Annotated in this window: 15 protein-coding genes; 9 read left to right on the top strand and 6 right to left on the bottom strand. The window is 36.1% G+C overall.

All coding sequences use genetic code 11. The annotated features are described in order from the left end of the window. Positions 1 to 142 precede the first annotated feature (142 nt). Together ACHUFV_RS04715 and ACHUFV_RS04710 are read right to left on the bottom strand one after the other, a co-directional pair. Positions 143 to 2,014: an ATP-binding protein gene (locus ACHUFV_RS04715; protein ID WP_394232444.1), complete on the bottom strand. Its 1,872-nt coding sequence runs from the start codon at positions 2,012 to 2,014 to the stop codon at positions 143 to 145. After that, complete coding sequence (locus ACHUFV_RS04710) at positions 2,011 to 2,415, bottom strand: anti-sigma regulatory factor (RefSeq protein ID WP_394232443.1); 405 nt, start codon at positions 2,413 to 2,415, stop codon at positions 2,011 to 2,013. Before ACHUFV_RS04710 ends, ACHUFV_RS04715 begins: the two co-directional genes overlap by 4 nt. A gap of 275 nt (positions 2,416 to 2,690) precedes the next feature. Here ACHUFV_RS04710 and ACHUFV_RS04705 point away from each other — a divergent pair, with 275 nt between their 5' ends. Further along, positions 2,691 to 3,536 (top strand): 2OG-Fe(II) oxygenase, encoded by an 846-nt coding sequence (locus tag ACHUFV_RS04705; RefSeq protein ID WP_394232442.1) that lies wholly within the window; start codon positions 2,691 to 2,693, stop codon positions 3,534 to 3,536. Positions 3,537 to 3,586: 50 nt separating this feature from the next. Here ACHUFV_RS04705 and ACHUFV_RS04700 read toward each other — a convergent pair whose 3' ends face one another. After that, complete coding sequence (locus tag ACHUFV_RS04700) at positions 3,587 to 4,021, bottom strand: RrF2 family transcriptional regulator (protein ID WP_394232441.1); 435 nt, start codon at positions 4,019 to 4,021, stop codon at positions 3,587 to 3,589. A gap of 169 nt (positions 4,022 to 4,190) precedes the next feature. On the opposite strand from ACHUFV_RS04700, the gene hmpA reads away from it, so the two are divergent. Beyond that, on the top strand, positions 4,191 to 5,423 hold the full coding sequence (gene hmpA, locus ACHUFV_RS04695; RefSeq protein WP_394232440.1) for an NO-inducible flavohemoprotein: 1,233 nt from the start codon (positions 4,191 to 4,193) through the stop codon (positions 5,421 to 5,423). Between the two features lie 69 nt (positions 5,424 to 5,492). Here hmpA and ACHUFV_RS04690 read toward each other — a convergent pair whose 3' ends face one another. Next, a complete protein-coding gene (locus ACHUFV_RS04690) occupies positions 5,493 to 6,191 on the bottom strand; it encodes a Crp/Fnr family transcriptional regulator (RefSeq protein WP_394232439.1) in 699 nt (232 codons plus the stop codon). Between the two features lie 216 nt (positions 6,192 to 6,407). Between ACHUFV_RS04690 and ACHUFV_RS04685 the strand changes: the two genes are divergently transcribed. The 4 genes from ACHUFV_RS04685 to hprK all read left to right on the top strand — a co-directional run bounded on the left by ACHUFV_RS04685 (position 6,408) and on the right by hprK (position 9,238). Beyond that, entirely contained in the window at positions 6,408 to 6,722 is a 315-nt protein-coding gene (locus tag ACHUFV_RS04685) for a thioredoxin family protein (RefSeq protein ID WP_394232438.1), read from the top strand. 201 nt (positions 6,723 to 6,923) lie between these two features. Next, positions 6,924 to 7,184: a metal-sensitive transcriptional regulator gene (locus ACHUFV_RS04680; RefSeq protein WP_394232437.1), complete on the top strand. Its 261-nt coding sequence runs from the start codon at positions 6,924 to 6,926 to the stop codon at positions 7,182 to 7,184. A 114-nt stretch (positions 7,185 to 7,298) separates the two neighbouring features. Beyond that, complete coding sequence (locus ACHUFV_RS04675) at positions 7,299 to 8,102, top strand: hypothetical protein (protein ID WP_394232436.1); 804 nt, start codon at positions 7,299 to 7,301, stop codon at positions 8,100 to 8,102. A 215-nt stretch (positions 8,103 to 8,317) separates the two neighbouring features. Beyond that, positions 8,318 to 9,238, top strand: coding sequence for an HPr(Ser) kinase/phosphatase (gene hprK / locus ACHUFV_RS04670; RefSeq protein WP_394232435.1), 921 nt, complete (start codon positions 8,318 to 8,320; stop codon positions 9,236 to 9,238). Between the two features lie 58 nt (positions 9,239 to 9,296). Here the strand turns inward: hprK and ACHUFV_RS04665 are convergent, their stop codons facing one another. Together ACHUFV_RS04665 and ACHUFV_RS04660 are read right to left on the bottom strand one after the other, a co-directional pair. Continuing rightward, positions 9,297 to 10,118: a YitT family protein gene (locus tag ACHUFV_RS04665; protein ID WP_394232434.1), complete on the bottom strand. Its 822-nt coding sequence runs from the start codon at positions 10,116 to 10,118 to the stop codon at positions 9,297 to 9,299. 202 nt (positions 10,119 to 10,320) lie between these two features. After that, on the bottom strand, positions 10,321 to 11,577 hold the full coding sequence (locus ACHUFV_RS04660; protein ID WP_394232433.1) for a DUF445 domain-containing protein: 1,257 nt from the start codon (positions 11,575 to 11,577) through the stop codon (positions 10,321 to 10,323). A 267-nt stretch (positions 11,578 to 11,844) separates the two neighbouring features. On the opposite strand from ACHUFV_RS04660, the gene ACHUFV_RS04655 reads away from it, so the two are divergent. The 3 genes from ACHUFV_RS04655 to ACHUFV_RS04645 are packed head-to-tail and all read left to right on the top strand — an operon-like array spanning position 11,845 to position 15,424. After that, positions 11,845 to 12,597 (top strand): DeoR/GlpR family DNA-binding transcription regulator, encoded by a 753-nt coding sequence (locus tag ACHUFV_RS04655; RefSeq protein WP_394232432.1) that lies wholly within the window; start codon positions 11,845 to 11,847, stop codon positions 12,595 to 12,597. Continuing rightward, complete coding sequence (gene pfkB / locus ACHUFV_RS04650; protein WP_394232431.1) at positions 12,594 to 13,520, top strand: 1-phosphofructokinase; 927 nt, start codon at positions 12,594 to 12,596, stop codon at positions 13,518 to 13,520. Before ACHUFV_RS04655 ends, pfkB begins: the two co-directional genes overlap by 4 nt. 26 nt (positions 13,521 to 13,546) lie before the next feature. Continuing rightward, a complete protein-coding gene (locus ACHUFV_RS04645) occupies positions 13,547 to 15,424 on the top strand; it encodes a PTS fructose transporter subunit IIABC (RefSeq protein WP_394232430.1) in 1,878 nt (625 codons plus the stop codon). The last annotated feature ends 18 nt before the right edge of the window (positions 15,425 to 15,442 follow it).

Raw genomic sequence — 15,442 nt, 5'->3', positions numbered from 1 at the left:
ATATCCTCCTGAATTGGAAACCTGAATGTTGTTGTGTTGTATTAAATTTAGAAAAAAATGGTCATTTCCCAAAAAAACTTAAAATAAACAGCATTCCATAATCGTTTCGGAACAAGTCCGCCTCAATGTATATCTTATACCTTTATTTACCTGGGAATAAATGGATGTCTTGCAAGGCCTGCTGTAAATCAGATTTTGTTTTTACTTCATTATCAATTTCAATTCCGAGTTCAATCATCGTGTCAGCGATTTCAGGGCTGATACCTGTTAAAATTGTTGAGCAGCCTAGTAATTTAATACCTTTAACAATTTTAAACAGATGATTGACGACTGCCGTATCTACATAGGGAACACCGGAAATATCGATAATAAGCTGGTGGGCTTTTAATTCATTGACACGAACAAGTGTTCTTTCTCTTATTTTCTTAGCCCGGTAAGTGTCAACATTCCCGACAATCGGAAGTATGCAAACCTTTTCAGTTATTGGAATAATTGGTACTGATAATTCATCAACGGTCTCACGATGGCTTTTCAATAATTCCTCTTTATAGTTGACATAGTAAGCGGTGTATGAATCAATATATAAATCCACAATATCGTTTACATGGCGTTCCAAGATAAAAAACTCTTCTGTTTCGAGGTTAATTCCATTTTCTATATAAAACGTTTTAATCGCACTCCATATAATTCCCCTGCTTGATTGGAAAAGTTCCCATGCTAAATGAATGGGGAAGTCTGTTTTGGCGCTCTTTACACCTCTCATTTTTGCATGATCCATCACTTCTTCAGTTTTTAGCTCGGTGATATTGGCAGCAAGTAATCTGAAAAATGGATTACCAAATTCCTCGTAATAGGCTATATCACCGTTTTCCTGTAATAATGATGTGATATAGCTTTTATTTTCTTGAAGATATTGAAGCCATTGTTTTGAATAAAAAGAAACATTTTCATTTAAAAACTTCGATAATTCAAATCTTGAATCAATTGTAGTAAGCATTGATTGTCCTCCTATAAATGTTTCTGCATGCTTGATTGTTTTAGGAAAGGTTAGAATAAAAGAGGTTCCGTGACCTTCCTCACTCGTCACACTTATTTTGCCATTATTGGTTTGGATTGCATTAAATACTTGCGCTAAACCCATGCCCTTTCCGTCCTGTTTCATGGTAAAGAAGGGAGTTCCTAATAATCTTAGCTTGTCTTTTGGTATACCAATTCCAGAATCAGATATGGAGATAATGACATTCTGTGACTCATCACTTTGATCAATAACCAAGGTACCACCTTTAGGCATGGCTTCAATAGCATTTTTTATGATATTAAATAGAGCTTTTTTAATTTGGTCTTTTCTGCCGACAATCATGGCGCTTTCATTTTCAAAGTGCTTAATCACATTGATGGAATAGAGCTGGTTCTGAAACAAAAGCAGAATAGACTCGATCTCAGAAATGACATTGAAATTTGACTGCTTCTCTTGTATAAATTCTGGCTTTGAAACACTCATTAAATCATTTAGAATATGAATGGCCCGTTCTAATTCGCTCTGAGCTATTTGAGAATATTCTTCCTTATAGGTTTGATCCATTAATTGCAGAAAACCTTTCACCGCAGTTAACGGATTACGCACTTCATGAGCGATCCCAGCTGCCATTTCACCAACAGAAGATAATAAATGATTATTCCAGTTATTATGCTCATAAGAGTTTTGTAGGTTTTGAAAATTGAATAGATAAATGTGTATACTATTTAATAGTTCATCCTTATAGGAACGATGGAATAAAAAAAAGTATGGCTGCGAATCAATCGTAGCTATAAATTCATTGGCTCTCCCCATGAAGCACTCGTGCAATTTTGTCTTAATTTCAGTATTTTTGATCTGATGAAAAAGATAGTTTGAATCATTTTCTTCAGAAAATAATAGTTTTTTGGCTTCATTGTTAGCCCGTTGAATTGTACCCTCAGGACTAAGTTCAATCAAACCATAAAGTAATTCATTTGTCATAGGTGATTTAATCATTTATACTTAGCCTTCCCTTCGTTAAACCATTTGACGGCCCGAACCTTTGTGCCTAGATGAATAGTACTTGTGATTTCAAATTCATCCATTAGACGTTTCACTCCTGATAATCCCAATCCTAAACCCGTTTTGGAAGGGACCGAATTATTTAAGACTTGATCAAGATTAGGAATTCCCGGACCTTGGTCAATTGCAATGATTTCTATTCCATAGGAGGGTATTGGTTTAATAAAAAGCTCTCCTTTACCTGCGTAAAAGACAATGTTCCGAGTGAGTTCCATGATGGAAACAACTAATTTGGTTTGCTGGCTTTTGGTCAAACCATGTTCTTCAGAAACTCTTTTCCCTATTGTACTAGCCATGTACACGTCATCTTCTCGTTCAATTACAATTCTGTACAAGTTTTCCAATAGCCTCCTTAAAGATTTCCGTAATTGTGAAATATGGATATATTAGAAATATTTTAACATATTTTTCAAAAGACATGATATTTTTTTATTATATATAGTGAAATTCTTTTAATAAATAGAAAATAACCAATTGTCCAATTTTTCTTATGACAGAAGGTATTTTATAATATATTTATGATATATAGTCTGAATTGAAAGGGTTTTCAAATAATTGATTCATTCTATTAATATAGAAAGTTATCGAATATTCAAAGGAGAAGGTTAAAGTGAAAAAAATCAGCACCATCTCAAATGAGTTAAAAGAATGGATTCAAAATACATTAAACAGCGGGGTTAATCCCGAATTAATAGTCGATGCCATGATAAAAAAGGGGTTTGATCCCAGATATTCCTATACAACGATTTTTCGTCTGATTCGAAATCAGACGGTTCAAACCATGGACCAACAGGATCCTTATATATATGAACTGCCGCCGATCGCAAAGAAGGACAGCCTGATTCAAACGAGTGATCACAATGCTATAAAAGTCACTTTACGAATGGAAAAGCCTTTTATCTTGTATTTAGATAATCTATTAAGTGCTCAAGAATGTGACAATCTAATCTCTCTTGCAAAAGATCGCTTAAGACGTTCACAGGTAATCGATTCAGAAACAGGAGAGGTCAAAATCGTTTCAGGAAGAACAAGTGAGGGCACTGAATTTATGGTTATGGAGAACGAGCTTATTACAAGGATTGAGAACAGAATTGCCGAACTGACAGACTATCCAATTAATCATGGAGAAAGCCTGCAGTTGCTTCATTATAATAGAGGGGAAGAATATAAAACACACTATGATTTTTTCCCTGAAAGTAAGGTTGATGCTTCAAAAGGCGGGCAGCGGATTGCAACACTTCTAATGTATTTAAACGATGTTGAAGCAGGCGGGAAAACCATCTTTCCTAAATTAGGCTTATCGATTTCACCTAAAAAAGGATCAGCGATTTATTTTCATTATGGAAATAGTAAAGGTCAGACAGACCGGTTATCATCACATAGCAGTACACCCGTTATAATGGGTGAAAAATGGGTAGCAACGAAATGGATACGGCAAGGGAAGATATTTGAATGATTGACAGCACAATAAAACCATTAGTCCAAACGGTGACTAATGGTTTTATATTAAGAACCTAGGAATTGCATTAGATCCTCCTTATTTTGAATTAAATCCTCTAATGTATACTCCTTTAACACATTCAAAAATGCCTTTAGAGCATCATTTAGGATGAACTTTAATTTACAGGATGGTGTAATGACACAATAATTGTTGTCCTTGTTAAAGCAATCGACAATATGAAAGTCTTCCTCTGTCTTTGATATGACTTCTCCAATATTTATCTCTGCGGGTAGTTTAGCCAATCGAATACCCCCGTGGCGGCCTCGAATCGTTTCGATATATCCAAGTTTTCCCAACTCATGAATAATCTTCATAAGATGATTTTTAGAAATTTGATAGGTTTCGGCAATCTCTTTTATTGTACAAAGCTCAAATTCATTTTTTAATGCTAAAAAAATAAGTACACGTAAAGAGTAATCTGTGTAATTTGTTAATCTCATCTTTGTAACCCCTCTTATGATTTGAGTTCATCTCATTATAGCATCAAAGGGGAATAAAAGTAATTGTGACAACTTTTTGAAAGATGTATTTAAAATATATCTTTATTACCACTGTTGTTATATTATTAAAGGTGTAAAATAAATATATCTTTAAAAGGTGGATGGAATCATGTTAAGTCAAAAAACAATCGAAATTGTAAAAAGCACAGTTCCAGTACTTGAGAAATATGGAAAAGATATTACGACACGATTTTATGAAAGAATGTTTACAAACAATCCTGAGCTATTGAATATTTTTAACCATGCGAACCAAAAACAAGGACGCCAGCAAACAGCCCTGGCAAATACCGTATATGCAGCTGCCGCTAATATTGATAATTTAGCAGCCATCATTCCGGTGGTAAAACAGATCGGAACAAAGCATAGAGCACTTGAAATTAAACCGGAGCACTATCCAATTGTAGGTGAAAACTTATTAGGGGCCATTAAAGATGTACTAGGTGATGCGGCGACTGATGAGATTATTAATGCTTGGGCAGAGGCATATGGGGTAATTGCGGATGCATTTATTGGCATTGAAGCAGATATGTACAAAGAAGCTAAGGAGCAGCCAGGAGGATGGGCAGGCTTCAGAAATTTCGTCGTTGACAAAAAAGTAAAAGAAAGTGATGTTATTACGTCATTTTATTTGAAGCCTGAAGATGGGTCAGCCATTGCCTCCTATCAAGCAGGTCAGTACATTACTGTCAAGGTGCTGCCTGAAGGAGAAAAATACACAAGTCTAAGACATTATAGTTTATCAGATGCTCCAGGAAAAGATTACTATCGTATCAGTGTAAAAAGAGAAGCAGGTATGGGAGAAAAACCAGATGGAGTAGTTTCTAATTATCTACATAACTCCGTTCAAGCAGGGGATATTATTCAGATAAGTGCTCCAGCAGGGGAATTTGTTCTTGATACAAAAGCTGTTCCGGCTATATTAATCAGTGGCGGAGTTGGTCTTACACCGATGGTCAGCATGTTAAAAACGATCGTTGCAGAACAGCCAGAACGTAAGGTAACCTTTATTCATGGTGCTTTAAACAGCCAGGTTCATGCACTAAAGGATGAAGTAGAAAAAGTTGTTAATGAACATGAAAATGCAGCAAGCTATGTAGCCTATTCTGAACCAACTGAACAGGATCTTGCTGAAATGAACTTTGATAAACAAGGTTATATCGATTTAGATTGGCTGAAGTCTATTTTACCGAGCAATCAAGCAGAATTTTATTTCTGTGGTCCAGTTCCATTTATGAAAATTATGTATCGCACGCTAAAGGAATGGGGAGTTTCAGAAGAATCCATTCATTTTGAATTCTTTGGTCCAGCAGGTACATTAGAAGAGGACGCTGTAACAGTATAAAAATGATAAGAAGGCTCTCGCTTTTAACAGCGAGAGCCTTCTTATCATTTTGTTTTGGTATGGTTATGCTTACTCAATATTACAATAGACAGCAGGGCAATTTTCGCAGTCGATTTCTTTTCGTAAATACTGGAGGTTATGAACGGTAATTTTTCCTTTCGTTAATGATATCACACCATCTCTTTTTAAATCATTCAAGATTCGATTAGTGCTTTCTCTTGAGGTTCCACAAAAATCACCTAGCTTTTGATTTGTTAATGGAAGATCAATCAGAATTCCATCTTTTTTCTGGATACCATAGCTATTTGTCATCCGAATAAGTGTTGAAAATAAAGCTCCTTTTTTTCCGTTCAATACAAGGTCACGGAACTTTGTTTGTGTTTTTCGGAAATGGTCACTCATCCATTTCATAAATTCATAAGCAAGTGCACTGTTTTGGAAAATTTGATTCTCGAGTACATCTTTTTTTATGATAGCTGCTTCTCCTACTTCAAGGACAATGGCACTAAGAAGGTATTTAGGTGAATCTGTAAATAACGTTAACTCTCCGCAAATGTCATTTAAACCACAAATTCTTAACACCAATTCTCTACCGTCTGAAGTAATTTTACTAATCTGTACTCTTCCGGAAATAATTAAATAAAGTTCTTCAGCTACTTGTCCCTCTTGGTACAAAAACTGGCCTTTTTCAATTTTTACTGTTCGATCTGCTATGTTTAATAATTCCTTTATCTCAATGGAATGAGTTGGTTTTATTGTAGTAGGCATACATCATCATCCCCGCTTTCAAAACTAGAACAATAGCTCTAGTATACCATACGATAAAATCAATTATTTCTTTTAATTGATGGAAACGGTCAATCATCCTTTTTTTCTTTTATTCTCACTTATGGTACACTTTTTTTGGATGATACTTTTTTTATTAGAGTAGAAGAGCTGTCCTAAAAGCTACTTAAGATTCGTACAGACTGGAGGAAGTCACAAATGAAAAAAATCATAACAGAGCAGGAATACAAGGAACAAATTAATCAAAGTGAATTAACAATTGGGATTTTTACAACCACCTGGTGCCCAGATTGTAAACGTTTAAGCATGTTTATTGATGAAATTATTGAAGAAAACGAGGATAAAGAGTGGTTTACTATTGACCGCGATGAGTTCCCGGAAATTTCAGAGGAACAACAGGTAATGGGGATTCCATCCTTATTAGTCTTTAAAAACGGTGAAAAGCTGGCCCATTTACATAGTGCAAACGCAAAAACACCTGATCAAGTAAGAGAGTTCTTAAAAAGTCTATAAATATGTAGTTGTAAGTGGACTGTCAAAATGAATAGGGTTATGATGAAGAAAGGATACTTTATAAGGTATCCTTTTATTGATTTACGTTGAAATTTGACATAATACCCCTTGAGGTATAACATAAGACTTACTTAGTATAGATAATAATTTATTCATTTGCGAGATATTGAATGATCCATTTATAAGAAAGGTGGATGAATAATGGAATACGATAAAAGTGTGAAAAATCGTCTAAGACGTATTGAAGGACAAATTAAAGGTGTACTTGGCATGATGGAGCAGGGAAAGGACTGTAGAGAAATTATTACCCAATTATCTGCAGCGCGAAATGCGCTTGATCGTACAATGGGTGTTATTGTTAGTACCAATTTAGAGCATTGTGTCCGGGTTAATGTAGAAAAGGGCGAAGATACGGAACACCTTGTAAAAGAAGCGGTAGAATTGCTAATTAAAAGCCGGTAAAAAATTCATCACTATTATGTGATGAATTTTTTTATATTGTATGGAAGGTAGGGGGTTGTCCATATCACTCATCCTTCTTTTTCATACTATAGTAATAAAAGGCAGGTGAGTAATATGTATATGATTGGTTTCTATTCTCCGAAATCAAAGTCAGGTGTAACTGAATTATCTTTATCGATCTATCATTGGTTAAAGGACAATACAGATTTACGTTCCGCTTTTATTTCCTATGGCACCTTAGAAAAAGAGGAAACTTCCGATGAACTCATTCATGAGTTTTCCAAACTAACGCTCACGGAGCAGAAACAAAAAATTAAAAAAATGAAAAAAGAATACAATATTATTATTTATGATGCATCAAGCCAACTGTCAGAAGGAGTCTTAAGTCTTTTGCCAATTGTGGACCGGCTATTTGTAGTCGGTGAAGAACATACGGACTTTGCGATTAAGCTTCACCAGATTATTGAATTCAATAAACTGTTTGATAAGCGAGTGAAGAATTTTATCACTCATTTACAGGGCAATAAAACCTTTATTCTTAGTGAAAATAAGGAGAATCGAGTGATTGGCTTTAATTATACGAAAAAGGATTCCAATAATATTGGACAAATGATTTATACAGATTATGTCACTCATTATGTAAAGGTGAAATTTATTGAAAAAAATGAGAAAATTTTAAAGAAAATTAAACTAATTCCCCAGGAAGAACTGCATAAAGGCCTGTATAATTTAGGGATTGATTTTGAAAAGGGTTTGCTTTTTCATCGATTTGTGATTTTACGTACGGCTTTAGGACAGCCATACAATGAAGCAGTGGAAACATTATTTCCGTTTTTGATACATTCCTCCTACAATGAGCTTTTAGATAAGTTTCATAATGAATTGTATGTGCTTACAAAATTTACAAGTGAACGGTGATTATTTTACTTATCTAAAGGCTTTCTCCATCTAATTGTGTTCCAGAGCGCCTTATTTATTCTCAGGGAAAAAGAATGCAGCAGGAACTTCCTATTCTATTCCTCAACACAGCAGGTTATCGTGTGAGATACTTAGCACAATTTTCAACTTATTATTTTAACTAAACAAACCATAATATGAACGAAAAGCAAAAAAAAAGACAGCAGGAGTTCTTTATGGGAAGCATAACGATTCAGCAATTGGCTGAAAAACTAAAATTAGAAATACTTGCTGGAAAACAGGGTCTAGATCGTATCATTGATAATGACGATATTCATCGGCCTGGTTTAGAATTAACTGGATATTTTCGTTTTTTTCCTCAAGAAAGAATTCAATTATTAGGAAGACAAGAAATAACCTATTTACATTCCCTGACAAAGGAACAACGCGATGAAAGAATCGGCAATGTGATTAAGAAACATCCGCCATGCATCATAATTACTCATAATCAGGAAGGTCTTAACTACTTGATTAAACACTGCAACGAGGAAGGAATTACGCTTCTGCGTGCAAAGGAAAAAACAACGAGAGTAATCAGTACCCTCAATAATTACCTAGAAAAAGAATTAGCCAAAAGTATTGGTATTCATGCTGTATGTATGAATGTCTTCGGGGTGGGCTTATTAATTAGAGGGGAAAGCGGGATTGGGAAAAGCGAAACAGCACTCTCATTAATCGAAAAGGGTCATCGGCTTATTTCTGATGATTTAGTCATTCTAAAAAGAATAGACCCAGAAACATTGATTGGTACACATAATCAAACGAATCGAGACTTTTTATCATTGAGAGGGATTGGTATGATTAATGTACCAAGATTGTATGGGTCGGGTGCGTTTCAGGATGAAACGACAATAAAGCTGGATATTATCTTATCTGCATGGGATGAAAAGAAATATTATGATGCGATGGTTCACCATAATGATATGATTGAATACCTGGATGTTGCGGTTCCCAAGATTGAAATTCCCGTTCGACCAGGGAGGGACATTGCTGCGCTTATCGAGGTTGCAGCAAAAAACTGGCGTTTACAGCAACAAGGCTACACCGCTATAAATGAATTTTCCAAGCGAATTGAACAAATGCAGGAAACACAATAAAGAGCTGCTGAAAAGTCGTAGAAATACGAGTTTTCAGCAACTCTTTACTATTAGTTCATTAATCTCTTCTGAACTTTCCCATTACCTCAAGCGTTTGTGTGATGTTTACAAATGCATTAGAATCGACTTCTTTAATTTTATGCTTGGTTTCATTTAGTTCATATTTTGTAATGACTGTTGTTAATATTTTTCTTGGTCGATGCGTATAGGCACCCTCTGCCTCAGAAATGGTTATCCCTCTTGGGTGCAGCTTTAGCAATTCTTCAGACAATCGCTCCGCTTGGTCTGTTACAATGGTCAAGGTCAATTTATTTTGATTTGTATAAACCATGTCAACAGCTCGACCAGCTACATAAATGGCGATAATGGTATATAACGTAATATCCCAGCCAAAGACAAAGCCGGAACTAAATACAATAAGTATGTTCATGCAAATATTTAAAAATCCAACCTGCATATTTGTCCTTTTCGAGACGGTTAAACTGATAATATCCGTCCCTCCGGTTGAACTTCCTAACCGGATAATAATTCCCACTGCTAATCCATATAATGCACCCCCAATAACGGAGGATAAAAAGATATCGTCACTTATTGGAATAATCGGTATGTATTTCATTGCTACTGACAGGACAGTTACGGTATATATGGTAAAAAGGACAAACCTTCTTCCTAAGTAAATAAGTCCTATGATAAAGACAGGAATATTGATGGTAAAAAGTATAATTCCTGTATTAATACTAATAAAATGATGAATAAGTGCGGCTAATCCTGCAACGCCTCCGGACAAAAGGTGATGGGGTAAAAGAAAAACATTAAATGCAAACGCAAAAAGGCAAGCACATAAACCCAAACAAATGACGCGAATAACGGTCCGTGACACCATAAAAACACTCCAATTCAATTCACTATGATATAGACATTGATGTAGATAGAAATCTGATTGAACCTCATACATTTTACCATAAAAAAGAGACGAGATAGCTCGTCTTTTTTAGTAAATCCCTCTTTTATAAGTTGTTCTTTTTTTCAGTAAATATGCTTCTGTATAGACAAAGATATTATTCGAATAGAAGTGGTTTGTGTTAGATGAGTCTTAATAGCGCGTGGATTCCGGTAAGAAATAATCCGATGATAAATCCGCATACAGCTCCATTAACACGAATCCATTGCAAATCCTTACCTAGATTATTTTCCACCATATCAATCAGTTCCTCATTTGTTAATTTATCTAAATTTTCTTGGACAAGGTTGCCAATTTGCGAATGATTCTTCTCTACAAACAACGTAATTTGGTTCTGTATCCATTGATCAATATGGGAACGATTTTCTTCTAGGTAATGAAATAGTTGATTCATAATGGGAATCAGATAACGATCGAAGAATGCTTCATTTTCGACGAACTCTACTGTCTGCTTCTGTATATTAGATAGGATATCTATTATCTTTTGATTAGGTTCCCATTTATCTAAAGCATCCCGACGCCATGTTTCTAGCATATCGACAAGCTTTGGATTCTCGCTTAGACCTTGTATCTCATTTTGGATATACTCCACCAATGCTTTACGATTAGCATCCTCTTCATGCTTCAAACTATTTATCCCACTTAATAGAAGATTTTTAATGATACTGCCGAGCTTTTCCTCATTAAGAATCCCTTGAAGCGACTTTACAGCAAACTGAAGAAACCCCTCTACTTCAATATTATTAAGTACGTTCATGGAAATTGAGCCTAGTTTATATTTTGTTTGCGTCTGGCTTAACCATATTTCAGCTTTTTGTAAAATATAATCTAACGCCTTCTTATCAAATTGCTCATTTAGTAACTTTGTGCTTATGTACTGAAGAATTTTGTTCACTTCAATATCAGAAAGGGTTGTAATTAGTTGTTTTTTAATGACAGGGACAAACCTTTCAATATCAATGGATACGATGGTCCGCTTTATAAGCTTGAGAATGGCTTTGCGTGTTAATTCCGACTGGAGCTGTCCTGATAAAAGCGGAATAAGCTTTTCTGTAAAAGAAATATTTTGGATCTTTTCCTGTATGCTCTCCTTTGAAAGCCAATCCCTTTTGATTGTATTGACAAGGGCATTTGTAATTCGGTCACGATTATTTGGCAACAGAGCTGTGTGTGGAATGGGAATTCCGAGCGGATGACGAAAAAGTGCCGTTACAGCAAACCAATCTGCTAATCCACCAACAAGTCCGGCCTCAAATCCCCCTTGTAATAAATCAATCCAAAATGTTCCTTGGAACGGAATGGTTGCAATAAAACCGATTCCCATAATAATGAGTGAATATAAAGCTATCTGTTTTGATTCTTTCTTTTTTGTGCTCATGTTTTTTCCTCTTTATTCATTGATATATATATTTTACTATACCCAAACTGGAATAAATATCAAATAGTAAATGAAAAACACTTCATTCTTAAAATGAATGTGTGATAAAAAATATCACTAATGTTTCATCAAAATCCATATAACGTTCAAAAACATTCATTTTTATAAATTTTTTTGAAGGGTTTTGAAAGAAGTTGATTGATTTATGACATCGGTTACAGTACAATGAACTAGAAATAGAAAAGTGTAAATAAGGGGGGCATGGACTTGTTAACTCCTGAACGGCACCAGTTGATCTTACAGCTGTTAAAAGAGAAGGGTATCGTAAAATTACAAGAACTGATTGATATAACAAATACATCTGAATCAACCATTCGCAGAGACTTAATCCAATTAGAAGAAGAAAAGCAATTGAAACGTGTTCATGGCGGGGCAGCAAGACTACAAGGAAAGCTTCAAGAACCAACCATGATTGAAAAATCCTCCAGAAACCTTCAACAAAAACAAGAAATTGCGAAATATGCGGCCGGCTTGGTGGAGGAAGGGGATTCAATCTATTTAGATGCCGGGTCTACTGTAAGAGAAATGATTGAATTTCTACCATCTAGAAATATTGTAGTAGTGACGAATGGCTTAACGCATGTCATGCCTTTGCTTGAAAAGCAGATCCCGACATATGTTATCGGTGGGTTTTGCAAGCAAAAGACAGCTGCAGTAGTTGGGAGAGGCGCATTGGAAAGCCTCCAGAAATATCGATTTGATAAATGCTTTATTGGTGTAAATGGCATTCATCCTGAACTTGGCTTTACAACACCAGATCAGGATGAAGCCATGATTAAAGAACAAGCAATATCACTTTCAAGAGAAGCTTTTGTACTAAGTGATCATACAAAGTTTTCAGAAGTATCATTTGCAAAGATAACTGAAATCAATAAAGCGACAATCCTTACGAATGAGTTAGATGAAGAAATCAGGAAAGTATATGTGGGTAAAACGAAAATAAAGGTTGTGACAATATGATATATACATTAACGCTAAATCCATCTGTGGATTATATTGTCAAGCTAGACAATACCATTCACATTGGTGAACTTAATCGGTCAAGTAGCGAGACCAAATTCCCAGGTGGTAAAGGAATTAATGTTTCAAGGGTATTAAACAATATAGGAATTAAAAGTAAAGCGCTGGGTTTTGTTGGAGGCTTTACAGGTGCTTATATTGAAAAGTATCTTCGTAACGAAGGTATTGAAACAAATTTTGTCCAAATCGATGAGGATACAAGGATAAATGTTAAGTTGAAAACAGGTCAAGAAACAGAAATTAATGCAAAAGGACCTGCTTTATCAATTGAGCATTATGAAGAACTGAAAGAAATTGTTCGGTCTTTAACCGATGAAGATGTCTTAGTAATAGCAGGAAGTATTCCTGCAACCCTTCCTAAAACAACATATGAAGAGTTAGCGGAAATTTGTTCGAATAACGGTACTGCATTTATGGTTGATGCTGAGGGTGACTTATTGATGAAGGTATTGCCGTACAAGCCATTTCTTATCAAACCCAATCATCATGAACTAGGGGATTTATTTGGAACCACTCTTTCCACAATAGAGGAAGTAATTCCTTATGCGAGAAAGTTAATTGATAAAGGAGCGAAAAATGTCATCGTTTCTTTAGCAGGTGATGGAGCTGTTTTTGTGAATGAACATACCGTATTCACGTCAACTGTTCCGAAAGGTGAAGTAAAAAGTTCTGTTGGTGCAGGTGATTCGATGGTTGCCGGTTTCCTCGCTAAATACACCGTTTCCAAAAATATACAAGGATCATTTCAATATAGTGTGGCTGCAGGGAGTGCGACGGCTTTTTCACTTGATCTTTGTACAAAAGAACTGATTGAGGAATTGCTTTCACAAGTAGAAATTAGTGAAACGTCAAGTAAGATATAGAATCAACAAAGAGGGGAGAGCTTTCTATGAAAATAACCAAACTATTATCAAAAGAAACGGTCTTATTAACCATACATGGAAAAAATAAGCTGGATGCGATTAATGAATTAGTTGATGTATTAGATGGTGCGGGCAAATTATCCAATCGTGAACAATATAAAGCAGCGATTTTAAAAAGAGAAGAACAAAGTACAACAGGTATTGGAGATGGAATTGCCATTCCACATGCAAAGGACGCTGCTGTAAGAGAAGCGGCAATTGCATTTGGTAAGTCTGTAGCGGGTGTTGATTATGAAGCACTTGATGGACAACCATCACATTTGTTTTTTATGATTGCTGCGCCAGAAGGAGCAAACAATACCCATTTAGAAGCATTGTCCCGATTAGCCACAATCCTTATGAAGGATGATGCACGGCAAAAATTATTGAAAGCAGCGACTGCCGATGAAGTGTTATCCATTATCGACAGCTATGATCATGAAGAAGGGGAAGAGGAAGTATCTGTCGCAGATAAACAGAACTTTATTGTTGCCGTTACTGCTTGTCCAACCGGAATTGCTCATACCTATATGGCCGCTGATTCATTAAAAGCAAAAGCAAAAGAATTAGGGGTTGACATAAAGGTTGAAACAAACGGGTCTGGCGGAGCAAAAAATGTATTGACCCAAGAGGAAATTGACAAAGCAGTGGCGATTATTGTTGCAGCTGATACAAAAGTACAAATGGAGCGTTTTAAAGGAAAGCATGTATTAGAAACGGCTGTTGCTGACGGAATTCGTAAGCCTGAAGAATTGATAAACCGAGCGCTCAAACAGGATGCTCCCGTTTATCAGGGTGGTGGAGGCCGAGCGGACACCTCATCTGAGGACACAGGAAAGCGGAGTATCGGCGGTACAATTTATAAGCATTTAATGAATGGCGTTTCGAACATGCTGCCATTTGTTGTTGGCGGAGGAATTCTAATAGCAATATCTTTTATGTTTGGTTATAATTCATCTGATCCGAATGATCCTTCGTATAATGCTTTTGCTGCGGCCTTAAATGAAATTGGCGGTGGAAATGCATTTGCCTTAATGATTCCAGTTCTAGCAGGCTTTATTGCCATGAGTATCGCAGACCGTCCTGGATTTGCGCCAGGAATGGTAGCGGGCTTGATGGCCGCAAGCGGTGGAGCAGGCTTTCTTGGGGGCTTAATCGGAGGTTTCCTTGCCGGGTATATAGTAGTTGGCTTGAAAAAGGTATTTGCTAACATTCCAGCATCTTTGGAAGGAATCAAGACCATTCTCTTGTATCCATTGCTTGGGGTTGCGCTGACTGGATTTGCAATGAAATATATTGTGAATACACCGGTTGCAGCGATAAATACTACGATTACTGAATGGTTATCCTCGCTCGGTACTGGAAATGCAGTATTTCTAGGAATTATTTTAGGTCTTATGATGGCTTTTGATATGGGCGGACCGGTAAATAAATCTGCCTATGTATTTGGTACAGGTCTTCTAGCAAGTGGAGTATTTGATCCTATGGCAGCTATCATGGCAGCAGGGATGGTACCTCCATTAGCGATTGCGTTGGCAACAACCATTTTCAAAAACCGTTTTACAAAGCTTGATCGAGATGCTGGTAAAGTAAACTATATTATGGGATTTTCTTTTATTACTGAAGGTGCTATTCCGTTTGCTGCAGCAGATCCATTGCGTGTGATTCCTTCTGTTATGGTAGGTTCTGCCATTGCTGGGGCAATATCAATGGCTTCAGGAATCGGTTTACGTGCACCGCACGGAGGAGTATTTGTCATTCCATTTGTAGATGGCAATTGGCTTATCTATCTTGCTGGAATCGTCATTGGGGCCATTGTTTCAGCCGTTATGATTGGATTACTGAAAAAACCAATAAATGATTAATGAGAAAAGACTGTAAAG

This window comes from Niallia oryzisoli (assembly GCF_043641075.1).
Taxonomy (GTDB): domain Bacteria; phylum Bacillota; class Bacilli; order Bacillales; family Cytobacillaceae; genus Bacillus_BD; species Bacillus_BD oryzisoli_A.
The sequence above is the reverse complement of the archived record's forward strand: the minus strand, read 5'-3'. Positions and strand labels throughout refer to the sequence as shown.

Excerpts from the sequence above, each read along its gene's own strand:
- hprK (WP_394232435.1), top strand. The coding sequence starts at position 8,318 with ATGGGAAGCATAACGATTCAGCAATTGGCTGAAAAACTAAAATTAGAA.
- ACHUFV_RS04715 (WP_394232444.1), bottom strand. The coding sequence starts at position 2,014 with ATGATTAAATCACCTATGACAAATGAATTACTTTATGGTTTGATTGAA.
- ACHUFV_RS04660 (WP_394232433.1), bottom strand. The coding sequence starts at position 11,577 with ATGAGCACAAAAAAGAAAGAATCAAAACAGATAGCTTTATATTCACTC.
- ACHUFV_RS04690 (WP_394232439.1), bottom strand. The coding sequence starts at position 6,191 with ATGCCTACTACAATAAAACCAACTCATTCCATTGAGATAAAGGAATTA.
- ACHUFV_RS04700 (WP_394232441.1), bottom strand. The coding sequence starts at position 4,021 with ATGAGATTAACAAATTACACAGATTACTCTTTACGTGTACTTATTTTT.
- ACHUFV_RS04645 (WP_394232430.1), top strand. The coding sequence starts at position 13,547 with ATGAAAATAACCAAACTATTATCAAAAGAAACGGTCTTATTAACCATA.
- pfkB (WP_394232431.1), top strand. The coding sequence starts at position 12,594 with ATGATATATACATTAACGCTAAATCCATCTGTGGATTATATTGTCAAG.
- ACHUFV_RS04685 (WP_394232438.1), top strand. The coding sequence starts at position 6,408 with ATGAAAAAAATCATAACAGAGCAGGAATACAAGGAACAAATTAATCAA.
- ACHUFV_RS04675 (WP_394232436.1), top strand. The coding sequence starts at position 7,299 with ATGTATATGATTGGTTTCTATTCTCCGAAATCAAAGTCAGGTGTAACT.
- hmpA (WP_394232440.1), top strand. The coding sequence starts at position 4,191 with ATGTTAAGTCAAAAAACAATCGAAATTGTAAAAAGCACAGTTCCAGTA.
- ACHUFV_RS04680 (WP_394232437.1), top strand. The coding sequence starts at position 6,924 with ATGGAATACGATAAAAGTGTGAAAAATCGTCTAAGACGTATTGAAGGA.